This window comes from Micromonospora sp. M71_S20, assembly GCF_003664255.1.
Taxonomy (GTDB): Bacteria; Actinomycetota; Actinomycetes; order Mycobacteriales; family Micromonosporaceae; genus Micromonospora.
In genome coordinates this window covers 48,131-60,905 of sequence record NZ_RCCV01000004.1, presented here as the reverse complement: position 1 = coordinate 60,905, position 12,775 = coordinate 48,131, and the positions used below count along the sequence as shown (strand labels likewise).

The following is a 12,775-nucleotide window of genomic DNA, read 5'->3' as shown; positions in this document are numbered from 1 at the left end:
AGCTGAGGTGGGGCAGCCGGCACGGTCTTTTCCTGGTTCACCATTCACCGACCCCGTACGCGGCGTTGTAGGTGCCGAGGTTGGTCTGCATGAACAGGTAGAACCGGGTTCCGTCCTTGACGTTGGTGGCGAGGTTGCGCCACTGTCCGGCAGGGATGTAGGTCCAGCCGTTGGCGCAGGTTGCCCGGCCGACCCACACCACGCAGGCCCAGAAGGGACCGCCCCAGGCGCCGCCGTTCCCGGTGTTCTTGACCTGGATGTCCCGGCATTGGCTCGTGGTGCGGTAGCTGCCGGAGCGTGGGAAGTAGGCGTCCTCCATACCGACGAACATGTCGTACGGGTCGTGCATGCCGAACTTCGCGCTGTACGGGGCGCTGCGGCAGCCGGAGGCGGCCTGGGCGGGTACGGTCGTCACGACGAGAGCCGCGGCGGTCAGGAGCAGGGTGACCGCGGCGGCCAGGAGCCGCGGTGTCTTCGTGCCGAGTTGCGGCCCGTCGGCGTCGGGCCGGGTGGGGTTGAGCGGAAACATTCGTCCTCCTGGTTGTCGTACGGGCAGTTGCAGCGGCCGGGAGGGGCGGCGCGCTGGTAGTCGGGAAGACGTGGGGTGTCGTCACCGACCGGGGGCATGAGGGCCGGTGTCGCCCGGGGCTGCTGCGGCACCGGGAGCCGGGCAGAAGGCCGGCGAGGCGGGCGCGGTGCTCATATCTCCGCTCCGGCATCCGGTTGAGCGGTGGGGCAGTGGTGGAAGACCGGTTCCTGGCGGGCGTCGCGTAGGTATGGGGTGCCTTCGGTGTAGCCGGTGCCGCTTCGTTCGGGTCCGAGGATGCGCACAGCGAGCCGGTAGTGGGTCTGCCGCCACTGGTTGATCGCTGCGGCGAACTCGCGCATCGCGGCCCCGAGCATCGGGTCGGGTGCCGACTGCTGGGCGGCGTTGAGGGCATCGTCGAGGCTGACCTGGCCGTGCATGATCGCTGTGCGGACCTCGGGCACTGACAGGTAGGCAGGAGAGTTGAGGCGTGCGTTGCGGGGTGTACGGCACAGGGACTCGACGATCTTGTAGTGGCGGGACTGGATAGCGCTGGCGCCCTCGGTGAACGTGCGGAAGGCGTGGAACGCGGCGGGCTGGATGGTGGCCATCAGAGGCCAGAGCGATGCGCTCTCGCGTAGCAGCGATGCCGCTGCGGACAACCTGCTCGCGGCTCGCGGTACCTGTCCGGCCTCCACGGCGGTGATGACGTCGGTGAGGTCGGTGGCCAGGAGCGCGAAGGTTGTCTCGAAGGCTTGCAGGACGCGGATGAACATCCACTCGTCGTGGGCGATGTGGACCGGCAGCATGCTGACTTGCAGGGCGCGTCGGTCTTCGGCGGTGAGGACCATGCTGACGGCGGCAACGACGCGCCGGGCCAGGGTGACCTGTGAGCTGTCCGTGGTGTGCTCGACGAGGCTGAGGCGGCGCAGTGCCGGCATCGCCGCGCGTACCGCGTGTCGCAGCCGCTTGGCCACCAGGGCGGGTGCCGGGCGCATCTGAGGGAGCGGCGTGTGCTCGTTGTAGGCGGCTCGTAGTTCGAAGGCGATGAGGTCGGTCAGCAGGTTTACGTGCAGGCGGTCGCGCCGGGCGAGCTGCTGTGCTGCCGTGCGCGGCACCTGGTCGGGACCGGGTAGCCGCAGGAGGGCCAGGCCGAGGTAGGAGCGGTAGTCGTAGGTCCCGTCGACCTTGTCGAGCGCGCAGGCGAGGAATGCGGACAGGTACCTGGTGTTGGTGCCGATGAGCTGTGGGAGTCGGTCTCTCGCGGCGGCTAAGGCGCGTGTCCACTCGTCGGGTACGAAGTGTTTGCCGTGGTGCTGGTAGGCGGTGACGACCGCGTCGTACGGGAAGCGGTCGGCCGAGGGACGGCGCTGTGCGAGCCACCGGCGCACGGGTTCGGCGGTGGTCATCGCGATGCTCCGATCGGGGTGCGGGTGCGGGACTTGACTCGGTAGACGGCGATGGCGTCGCAGAGCGCGTCGATGTCGCTGTCGCTGGTGTAGGCGTGTGTGGCGAGGCGGATGACGTTGCGGCGGGGTGCGACGGTGATGCCGTGGTTGTCGAGCCATGCGGCCATCGCCCAGGCGTGGGGCTCGATGAGCGCGAGGTGCGCGCCACGCTCGTCGGGCGTTGGCGGCAGATGCACGATTTCGCCTTGGGCGGTCAGGCGGTCTGCGGCGCAGGCGAGGAGCCGCTGCGTGTGCGTGCGGACCGCCGCCAGGTTCAGGTTCTCGATGAGCGACAGCCCTGCGACTGCGGTGTAGGCCGCGGCTACTGACGGTGTGCCGGTCTCGAACCGGCGGGCATGGGTGGGGAAGTCGAGCCGGGTCGGGTCGAGTGCATGCGGGTCACACCGCCCGAACCAGCCGGTCAGGGCTGGCGTGGACTCTTTCGGATGGCGGGCGTAGAGGAAGGCAAGGCCGGGCAGGCCCAGCAGGTATTTCCCGGTGCCGGCCAGAAGGTAGTCGCAGCGCAGGGCGTCGACGTGCAGCGGAATCACGCCAGCGGCCTGGTAGGCGTCGACGATCACGGTCGCGCCGGCGGCATGGGCGGCGTCGGCGATGCGTCGGATGTTCAGGCGTGTCGCGTCTCGGTGGGTGACGGCGGGTACGGACACGAGCGCGGTGTCGGTGGTGATGGCGTGCAGGTAGTCGGCGGAGGTGACCCGGCCGGTGGGGGTGCCGCACCAGCGCACCCGTGCGCCTCGCTTCTCCTGCGCCAACCAGACGTGGGCGACGCCGGGGAACTCGGCGGTGGTGGTGAGCAGGTCGCGTCGTCGGCGCCATCGCAGGCCGGACACCGCCTGGTGGGCGGCGATGCTGACGTTGGGCAGGATCGCCGCCTGATCGACCTCGGCACCGATGAGCCGGGCGAAGCGACATCGGGCGTCGGATACCTGCTCTTCGGCGGCGCCCCAGAAGCCGGGGCGGGCCAGGTCGTCCAACATCGTGGTCAGCGCCTGGTCCATGTCGCTGCTGCGGGGGGCGATGCTGCAGGCGGCCAAGTGCGTCGTTTGTTCCAGGCTCGGAAACCGGCCGCGGACCGCTGCTGGCAGGGGTGCGGTGGCGGCGTTCATCGCGGGCCCTGCCGACTCTGGCGGCCCCGCGGGCTGGACTCGGTCAGCTCGCTACGTGCCTCCCACAAAGTGGGGAAGCGGCGGTGTGAGATGAGGCGGGCCAGGCTGTCGACCGGAGTGTTACGGGTACCGAGTACACCGTGGCCGATGATGCGGGTGGCGACGGTGTAGTGCTCGGTGCGCCACAACGCGATCTGCTCATCGAGGGTCACCAGCGTCTCGGCGAGCCGGTACAGCGGGTCGGAGGGTTCGCCGCGGTGAAGGTCAACCGGCGTGAGGTCGAGGGAGGCGAGCATCCGGCTGAAGGCGATGTCGAGTTCGGTGGTGGCGTCGCGCAGATGCTTCCAACCGGGGGATTCGAAGCCGGAGCCGTTGCCCAAGGCGCTGCGGAAGGCGGCGAACCGCGCCGGGTGCAGGTGCCTGAGAATGTGCAGCTGCTCGGTGACCAGCCGCAGGCTCAACGCCGCTCGCTGAATGAGGATGTCGGCCGCGCCAGGCTGGTCAGCGGCGATGTGCTGGAGCGCCCGCGCCAGGTCATCGTGGATCAGCTTGAACCACAGCTCGGATGCCTGGTGGACGACCTGGAACAGCAGCTCGTCGGGGTGGGCCCGCTCGGTGGGACCGCGTTGCAGTGACAGCAGTTCGTCGGTGCGCATGTAGCGGGCGTAGTCGGTGCGGCCCGGACCGGGCAGCACGGCGGGCAGAGATGTCGTGGACACGATGTGGTCCTCCGCGTTGATTGATTCGGCGCTGTCGCGGTGTGGCGGTGCCTGGGAGGTGTGCGCTGATCGGTGCGAGGGGTCAGGCGTGCCGCGAGGCCAGGGCGACGGCTGCCTCGTGTGGCATCGGCTCGGTATGAAGCGGCCTTGCCACGCAGGACCGCGGGCCTACACGGCGAGGCAGAGGTTGGTGTCGTAGGTGGCCCTCACGTCGTTGCGATGGGCGTCGGCGCCGAGGGTCGCGTTGTTCGTGACGGGTGGTTCTTTCGTGAGCGGGACGTTGGCGCCTGGTGGTCGCGTTCTTGCCGGGTCCATCACTTCGCCGGCGGGCCGGGAGTCCAGTACCGCGCACCACGCGTCGACGCGTCGGTAGGCAGCTTGCGGCTGGCCGCCGCCCGGCGGTGCCCGGCGAGGAGGCGGCAGACGTGCGTGCGGGTGCGGAGCGGGGCTTGGCGTCGACCCGTGCGCAGCCGATCAGGGCCAACACCGTGAGACTGAAAAGCACGAGCAGCTTGCCTGTAGCCCGGTGAAGAGGCGGGGCCGCGCGGTGTCGCCCGGTGGTGCCGACCGACACCAGTGCGGCGGTTGCCCGTTGTCGGCCGCGGCACCTCACATCCGCGGCGGGTTGAGTTACTCGAATCCTCATTCGTCGGCGATACCAATCTGGGGGCGCAGAACATCAACCCGACGCAGCAATACGACGAGCCACAGACCCACGTCCCTCCCCCCTTGTCGAGGACCGGGTCCAACCGGCAACGAATCCACCACAACACCCACGTTGGTGTCCATGAATGCGACTAAAGCTAGCCGCATATCAGGCGATGCCAACAACCTTCGAGAGACAGGTTGAGCTGCGGAAACAGCCGCCTCTCTAGCAGTTTCCGACGAAGAGCGAACTAGTGTTTAAGTCCAGGAGGCGCTAGCGTCCAACCGGCATTAGCGGTCGCGGCAGCAGCGAAACGAGCCCCACCGCATGACATTTCCGAGATGGAGAGGTACGAGTTCGTGAATTCCTATGCGTCCTGGGGGCGAGAACACCTGACTGCCGCAGCGGTCATTGCTTCTACTCTGACGGCCGTGGCGTTGTTCGCGTCACCTGCCTGGGCCGAGGCGACCCCACCGGCTGCCGCAGCCACGACCGTCGGCACCGATGAACCCACGCCGCGGCGATCCCCGGAGGAGACCAAGCCCTCTGCGGCGGCGGAGCCGACAGTCACCGAAGCTCCCGATCCGACGAACCCGCCGCCCGCGCCGGATCCCACCACTCCCCCGCCGGAGCCGACCCCTCCGCCAGGCCCCGATCCGAGCACCCCACCGCCCGACTCCCCTCCCCCGCCGGAGCCGACCTCGGCAAGCCCTCGGCCGTCAAACCAGCCGTCCCGAGGTGGGGACACAGGGCCTCAGCCAGGCGCGGGCACCGCGCAGAGCGGCGGTGGACGGGAGGCTCCCCGCGCAGACCCCGGACCGTCGCTGCCGGTCACGGGCGGCAGTGTCGCTCCGCTCGTCGGCACCGGAGGCGTGGCCCTGGTAGCCGGTGTGGGCTTGCTGATGGCCGGTCGCCGCAAGACCCGTTGAGCCGCGCTCACATCATCTGCGACAGCAAGGAGTAGCCGATGACGACGCCGCACCCGGACCGGGCAGTCTGGCCATCCTCGACCGAGGACGTCCCGGCAACCGCGCCCGGCCGGGTGCCTGCGCTCTCACCCGTACGCCCCGCGGCGTCGCCGCCACCCGACAACGGCATGGGCACAACGGCGGACCCACCGCGCCCCGACTGCCAACGCTCCGATACCTCCGCCCCTGGGCATGGCCGGCGCCGGCGGTGGGCGCGAGGAACTGCGGCACTCGCTCTGGCGGTTCTGCTAGCCGGCGCCACCATCGGATTCGGGCTCCACTCATGGGTACTGACTCAGGCCCGTCACACACCGGCGGCAACCGCACCCACCCCACCCGCCGGGGCGTTGTTCTCCCAACGTCAGGCAGCCGTCAACCGCGCCCGCCTGCCGACACCCGAAATCGCCGACTTCGCCAGCCCCTGGCTCGGCATCGGAGGCTGCTCGACCGACGCCATCAGCGAGGCCCAGCGCAGCAACGGCGAAACAACCCGCACACGCTGCACGGCCGGCATCGTCGCCAGCTACTGGATCACCTATCGCAACCTCACCGACAGGGATGCCGCCCACGCTCGATACCGCATCCAAGCGATGAGCACTCCGGGCCTGGCGGCAGGTGTGACGGCCCCGACGCAGCAGCAGATCGCCGCCGGCCGAAGGGTCCAGTACATCGAGTACGCCTATCGAATTCCCTCAGGCGATCGAGCTGGACACGTCGTGGCCGCGATCTGGTGGAGCGACCCCACGAAACCGCTCGCAGGAGTCTTCACCTGCTACTGGAATGATCTGGCATCCTCGTGGACGCCGCTTCGAGACCTGTGGACGCAGGCCGACACGGCACCCGGTCAGCGATAGCCGGCACGCGCCGGTGGCCTTACGTAGGCGATCTGACCAAATTTGCGCCGTGTCGTGTGATCGTCCGCGGTTGATCGTCGAGCGCAGTCTGGCCTGGCTGACCGCCCATGGCGACTGATCCGCAACTACGAACGCCACTCGACTTAAGTACAGGTTCAACGTCTCCCACTGTCGCACGGACATGCTGCTGCTACCCGCCCCGGGGCCCCTGCACCCGTCATCCGGCCGAGGATTCACACTGGTGCGGTGGAGACTGGTGGGATTGAGTCAGCTCGAACTTGGCTGTTGACAGGTCAGCTGGCTCGCTTTGTTGGCTTGCCCGAATCTGCCTGGCTCGATGTCAAGTCAGGGCCGTACCGGCTCGATGATCCCGGAAGCGCAGCAGAACTGGCCAAGGACGTTGCCGCGTTCGCGAACGGAAGCGGCGGCCTACTCCTAGTCGGGTTTTCAACCCGACGTGAAGGCGGCCGCGAAATCATCGAGAAGCTTCGGCCGGTGCCGAGCGGCCTCGTGGATCTTGACCGCTACCGCAAGCTGGCGCGGGAACGGGTCCAGCCGCACATCAGAGGACTCAACATCACCTTCGTTCCGATCGATGATGACAAGGGCGTGCTGGCCATCGATGTTCCGCGTCAGCACGAATCGGCCAAGCCGTTCATTGCGGACATTTTCGATGGGAGGAGAGCGCCGACTGCCGTCGGGGTGCCCATCCGGGACGGCGACGCCACGCATTGGCTCTCGCGCGGCGACCTTCAAAAGCTGCTCTCGGCAGGATGGAACGCGTTGGACGGCCCGCGGGAGAGCACCGTCCGGGCACTTCATGAAGCCGTCGCCTCAGCGCTACCGATGCGGGGGAAGCCACAGGTTCCGCTTGTCGGCGTTGGGTCAGGCGCGATGAGGCGAAACTTCGAGACCGCATATGCCGCAGCAGGCGGTGAATCAGTCCTCGGTCACCCAACCGAGGCCGTTACTCCGCTTGGCCCCGGCTTCATGCAGCCACTTTCGGGCAACAGCGAGCAACCCGGGGCAATCTTGTCCGCGTTACCCGGTCACGGCTGCGCGGTCGTGCCGGATCAGATCTGGGAGAGCATGTGCCGCGCCGGAGGCGATGCGAATCGAGAACTCAGCATCAGCAAGATCGGGTTGCCAAAAACGCCAGCCGACGGGACGCCGTTGATTATTGACCGTGATGCCACGGTAGTGGAACTCGACGGCGGAAGCTGGCGAGCAGGCCGCCTTAGCCGCTCATCGCCGCACGAGCCGTGGATGTGGCGCCCCATTCCGCAGCTTGACTTCCAAGTAGGTTACAACAGTCACTGGCCCAACGGCGGTCACGTAGACGTCGTCGTCCGTGCCGTGCTCGACATCTCGTGGCAAGGGTATCCGCAGCGCTCTCGTTCCTTGTCGAGGGCGGTTCGGGCGGACCACCAAGCTGTGCTGGCAGGCACCGGGTTCGCAGCGGTGCTGTCAAGCCTTTCCGCCCGTCGTGGCGCCAGGATCGCCCTACCGCCTTGGCAGCCAGCGGACGGGCAGCACACCTACCACTCCGGCACGACTTCACATATGCGCGCCCGCCTTGCCGCACCTGATGGCGCCCAAGCGCTGGCAGCAAACGCGATTCTCCAACTCGGCACCCTTCGCTCTTCATCGTCTGTGATCGGATATGTGGATCTGAGTATCGGTCTGGCTGCGTGGCGTAACGCCCTCATGGATTCGGGAGCCTCCTTAACAGAGGAAGCGGACATTAGGCTCTCGCTCCCAGAGGTCATCGAGGTGTTGACCTCGGCATGGAGCACCGCGCTTGCCCTGCCGACTGCCCTAGCAGTCTCCTACGACGATCTGCCACTGGCTGCACCGCCGTTCATCGAAATGCACCTGCGAGCAGGCACACGCGCCGACAGCGGTGGCGGCTATCGCCAACTGAGCCTGGCAGAGGCCGTTGATCTTTCGATCCTAGGAGAGACGTCGGAAGTATTCCGATCAGAGACAGGGCTGCGGGTCGTGGGCCCCTTCGGACTCAATCGAGCCTCACAGCGCCGAATTGTGGCCGAGGGTCTCGACGAGCTGGCCCTTGGGTGGGGACACCATAACATCGACTCGGAAGCCCTGTTCGCCGAGATTACTGACTGGCCGCTGTAACCGGCAGCCGCCGTCAGGACCTCTACGTCGCGCCTCGTCATCACTGACGCTTCGGCCAACTGACGTCGAGCACGTAGACGCTCACGTCGAACTGCGGCGCCACCTCCGCGGCCCAGCGCCGCATGTCGTCGAGGAGTTCCTCCTTGTCGGCGTACTTCCGAGAGCTGGAGCTCCGTTGTTCGGGTGGAAGCCAGTACACGAGATAGATGCCGTGCCGCTGGCCGGTTGCCGCGAGGTATCGCTGCACGAGCTGATCTCGTAGTGCGGTGGGTACCTCGGCGTTGCTGACCAGCTTCGCCTCGATGATCGCTCCAGCGACTCCGACGGGCGCTGTGTTGGTCGGGGTGCCTGCGGTCAGGTCGATGCGCGTGCCGGAGCCCTTGACCGCGATGCGTTCGACTTGAGGCTCCCGGGTGAGGATGACGCGGTCCCGACCGAGTTGGTCGGTCAGGCGGCGCCGCAACCAGTCGGTGATGTCGTCCTCGCTGCCGAGGTTTTTGCCGTTCGGTGACCACAGGTCGCGGAAGCCGTTGTTGCGCGAGAGTTCGTGCTGCAGGTCGTCGAGGTGGTCCATCAGGGCACCGATCAGGTCACCGGAGTTGCGGATGAGCCGTAGATCCGAGCGGCCGAGCAGGTCGAGCAGGCTGGTCGGGTTGAGGTGGGTCTGGGCATTGTCGGCCGCGATCTGGCGGGCCTTGCGCAGGTGGTGGCGGATGAGCGCCTGCGCTTGCGGCGGCTGCCCGTCGGCCAGCACCTTGAGCTCCGTGGCGAGGCCGCGCATGGCCAGCATCTCGACCATGTGGTTGAGCATGCGGGCTTCCCGCTGCGCCGGGCTGTCGAGCGAGTCCTCACTTTCCCGCGGGTCGTCAGCAAGCGGGAGCCGATCGAGCAAAAGGCAGATCAGGTCGGCCAGGCGGCCGTCGTCGACCGTGTCCAGCGGCAGACTCTCAAGGAGTTCTAGGAATGCGCCGGGTAGGGTCGGCTCGTTCAGCAGGCGGTTGATCGTACCGAGGCTGTCGATATGGGCGAGGTGTCGGTTCGCGGCGCGGGACAGCTGCGAGTCGTCTCCGTTCGCTACCGATCGGGCCCCGACAGTGGCCATCTGCGGGTCATGCTCGATCAGGAAGGCGAGAACGTCGGCGTTCTGGTCGTCAGGGTAGCGACGCTGCGGCAGGATGGCGGCCAGGTCGGGCGCCAGGTCCCGGGCGAAGTACTCGTAGAGGGGTGTGCGTCGCCATTCGACGCGGCTGTCGAGCGCGACCCGCACTGCGTTGCGGATCTCGGCCGTCGCCTCGGCGGGAGCGAGGTCGACGAGATCCCCGAGCAGGTCCTTATCGTCGTGGGCCCAGGCGTTGGCGATGGCAGGCGCCCATCGCGCCCACGCCGTCAGCGGGAGGTCGCCGAGGCGCTCTGGTGCGTGGCGGGCCAGCGTCGTTAGCAGGTACACCCCGGACCAGTCGCGGACGACGTCGAGCCCGATCGAGGCCCTGCCCAGCCACAGGCCCGGGTCGGGCGAACGCCCAGTCACGTACTCGATGCCCCGGTTGAGGACCTCTCGCTGCTCGTCGCTAGTCAGCAGCGACCAGCCCCGCCTGGCAGTGAGGTCGCAGGAGAACAGCGGTACAGGTTGTTCGTTATCTGGCATCAGGGCGATCGGGATGTCGGCCCACGCGGCGAGGTCCTGGCGGGCAGCCGAGATCGCTGTTCGCAGTGCCGTAGCGTCGGGCCGGTCCTCGGTTTCCTGCTCCTCGGTTTCCTGCTCGTCGTCTGTCGGGGCAGGCGGGGCAGTCAGCCGCTGAAGGCACCGCGCCAGGACATCCTGTCCGGTGGCTCGCTGATCGTTGATCGCGTCCGTCAGCCAGTCGATGTCGTCGGCGGTCACGAGACCGAGTTGGAGTAGGACGGTCCATCGTTGTTCGTCGAGTCGCGCCGCCGCGGCGAGGGCGAGATGCCGGCGCCGGGCGGTGTCTAGCACCCAGTGCGCGCCGACGCGTATGTGTCCGGCCAGGTCGACGACGAGTTCGGCCAAGGGTCCCAGCACTGCCGGGTCATCGGATGCGGCAACGGCTCGCTCCACGACCCGAATCGGCACGTCGCTCAACCATCGGCGGGACTCGACGGAGACCTGGGGCTGGAGGCTCGCACGCGCCCAGGCGAGAAACTCGGGCAGATCGGCGTTCGGAACCCTGGCGGAGAACTCCCAGAGGAATTTCCGATACGCGCCGATGAAGTTGACACGCCGCGGCCAGGTAACGAAAGGCAGCAGCCGGGTGGTGGTCATGTGCTGCGGGTAGAGCCCGTCAAGCAGTCCGGCCCGCAGCTCGTCGTCTGGGTCCGCGTCCGGGTCGAGCTTCAGGCCGTCAAGCAGGGCCGACCGCTCGGACGCTGAGCCCAGGTCGGTCACCACGGCGATCGCAGGCCTGCGGACCCAGGACGGAAGCCGATCGTCGAGCGCGATCGTCAGTGCCGCGGGGGCGACCGCCGAGATTCGTCCGGCCAGGGCAAGCCGGCAGAGCCACCACGCCTCGAGAGGCTGGTCGACCCCGGCCGCCAGCCGGTCGGTGAGCTGCCGCGCCAGGTCGGGGTGGACGACGACCGACAGGTCCAGGGACCACCGCGGTGGCGCGTCATGCTCCCGCGCGTCCGCGAGCAGCGCGTCCACGACCGCCGCCCGCGCGGCCGGCGGCAGGTCGACCTCGGACTCGACCAGGGCCGCTGCGTTGGCGGGCGCCACCAGGTCCGCGAATTCCGGACGCAGCGCCACCATCCACGCCGCGACCGCGACGATCGAGCGCGGCAGCACCCCATCGGTCAGGCCGAGCAGGGCGGTGACCTGGGACCGCGTGGGCGCTCGGTCCACCACGTACTTCGCGGCGAGATAGTCAACGTACTCCTGGTGTCGGAAGGCGACAGTGTCCCGCGGCGCGGTGTCGAACAACGCGCTGCCCAGCACCTCCGCGTAGACCCCGCCCCCAATCGTGGCGTCGGGACGGTCCGGCTCGGGCATGGTCGGCAACTCGGCAATCGCGACGGCGGCCGGACCCGCGCCAGTACGGAACGCGAACCGGCCGACCCCGCCGAACGCAGCGAAGACGGCCAGCCGGCCGGCCGTCCGGCGCCGCATGTCCGCGCCCGTCCGTAACGGCTGCCGAAGCTCCTCCCGCTCGGTCAGCAGCCGCTGGACCTCTGACTCCAGGGCGTCCGCGCGCTGGCCGGGAACACGACCCGCCTCCTGCCACTGTCGGGCCGCCGCGATGAAGTGCAACAACGAGGCGCTCAACCGGCTCCGGCCCGCCGCGGCCAGCACGTCCAGAAAGCCCTCGTCGACATCGAGGCAGGCGAGCAGGCGACGGGCCGCGTCACGCGTCATCGGCAGCAGGCGCAGTTTCTCGAAATTCTTGACGCCGTCGACAAATGCACTGGTCCAGGCCGAAGGGCGGCACGCGAGCCGCCACTTGACCCCATCGGTCCCGGGGCCGGACATCGCCCGGTTAACCAGCCGGACAAGGGCCGGCTCGGTAAGCATGGCCTCGTCCAGAGAATCGAGGTAAATCGGTTTCCCGGACGCGATCGCCGCACCGATCGCCCGGCCGATGTCAGCGCCCCGGAGCCCGACGAGGTCGACCTCGAAGCCGTCCTCCCGCCGCCGCAGACCGTCGAGGACGATCGACTTTCCGACGCCGCCTGGCGCGAGCAGGACAAAGCTTCCCGGCCGCCCGGCGAGGTCCCCCGCCAGCGTGATGCTGGCCGCCGCGCCGTCGAGAAAGCCGTCCCCGTCCAGCGGCGTGTGCTCCTCGTCCGCACCCTGGACATGGCGTTCGACTGCACCGATGGTCAACAGCCCCTCCGCTCCGCGTTGCCCATCCATCCTAGAAAGACGGCGATCGGCGGCCAAACCGAGGAATGGCCTCAGTCTCGGCAGTCGCCGCCAGTTGACTTGATCCTCGGCGGAATGGCCGCTTCATTCGTCATGGCCGGGCCGGCGGAGCCGACCCGACGAGAGCGATGCACAGGATCGGTTGCAGGCGCGGAGCTACGGGAGACGGGCTGCTTGGATGTGGGCTGGGCAGGCCCTAGCTGCCCGGCATGCCCTGACCCGATAGATGGGCAGCCGTCCGGCGCGAAGCTGATCAGTTAGCTGAGTGGCGACGGTCCATCGCAGGACTTTCGCGACGGTCTCGTCGGCGATGTCGAAGCCCAGCTGTCGCTCGCCGCATCAGCAAGCGCCGCCACATCCCCGGCGAACTGGCCGTCCTTGTCGGCTGACACGAGTATGGCCCTCCATCAAAGCGGGGGGACCTCACCCTGAGTTCGGCTGCTGACGGTGGCTTCCCAGACTGGTCTGGTC

Annotated in this window: 7 protein-coding genes; 2 read left to right on the top strand and 5 right to left on the bottom strand. The window is 68.3% G+C overall.

What is annotated here, in order from left to right:
* Positions 1-37: 37 nt before the first annotated feature.
* The 4 genes from DER29_RS29645 to DER29_RS29630 form a co-directional block, all read right to left on the bottom strand.
* Positions 38-529 carry a hypothetical protein gene (locus DER29_RS29645; RefSeq protein ID WP_233600239.1) on the bottom strand — a complete coding sequence of 164 codons (492 nt, stop codon included), beginning with the start codon at positions 527-529 and terminating at the stop codon, positions 38-40.
* Between the two features lie 170 nt (positions 530-699).
* Complete coding sequence (locus DER29_RS29640) at positions 700-1,935, bottom strand: tryptophan 2,3-dioxygenase family protein (protein ID WP_121400988.1); 1,236 nt, start codon at positions 1,933-1,935, stop codon at positions 700-702.
* A complete protein-coding gene (locus DER29_RS29635; RefSeq protein WP_199729603.1) occupies positions 1,932-3,101 on the bottom strand; it encodes an aminotransferase class V-fold PLP-dependent enzyme in 1,170 nt (389 codons plus the stop codon). Before DER29_RS29635 ends, DER29_RS29640 begins: the two co-directional genes overlap by 4 nt.
* A complete protein-coding gene (locus DER29_RS29630; RefSeq protein WP_255421096.1) occupies positions 3,098-3,796 on the bottom strand; it encodes a tryptophan 2,3-dioxygenase family protein in 699 nt (232 codons plus the stop codon). The genes DER29_RS29635 and DER29_RS29630 overlap by 4 nt, the downstream gene beginning before the upstream one ends.
* 1,985 nt (positions 3,797-5,781) lie before the next feature.
* On the opposite strand from DER29_RS29630, the gene DER29_RS29620 reads away from it, so the two are divergent.
* A complete protein-coding gene (locus DER29_RS29620; RefSeq protein WP_233600237.1) occupies positions 5,782-6,288 on the top strand; it encodes a hypothetical protein in 507 nt (168 codons plus the stop codon).
* A gap of 246 nt (positions 6,289-6,534) precedes the next feature.
* Positions 6,535-8,427 carry a helix-turn-helix domain-containing protein gene (locus DER29_RS33990; RefSeq protein ID WP_148710130.1) on the top strand — a complete coding sequence of 631 codons (1,893 nt, stop codon included), beginning with the start codon at positions 6,535-6,537 and terminating at the stop codon, positions 8,425-8,427.
* A 40-nt stretch (positions 8,428-8,467) separates the two neighbouring features.
* Here DER29_RS33990 and DER29_RS29610 read toward each other — a convergent pair whose 3' ends face one another.
* Positions 8,468-12,265 carry a hypothetical protein gene (locus DER29_RS29610; protein WP_148710129.1) on the bottom strand — a complete coding sequence of 1,266 codons (3,798 nt, stop codon included), beginning with the start codon at positions 12,263-12,265 and terminating at the stop codon, positions 8,468-8,470.
* Positions 12,266-12,775: the final 510 nt, after the last annotated feature.

What these genes read in the sequence shown, in the direction of transcription:
- DER29_RS29645 (WP_233600239.1), bottom strand. Translation starts at nt 529, where the DNA reads ATGTTTCCGCTCAACCCCACCCGGCCCGACGCCGACGGGCCGCAACTC.
- DER29_RS29635 (WP_199729603.1), bottom strand. Translation starts at nt 3,101, where the DNA reads ATGAACGCCGCCACCGCACCCCTGCCAGCAGCGGTCCGCGGCCGGTTT.
- DER29_RS29640 (WP_121400988.1), bottom strand. Translation starts at nt 1,935, where the DNA reads ATGACCACCGCCGAACCCGTGCGCCGGTGGCTCGCACAGCGCCGTCCC.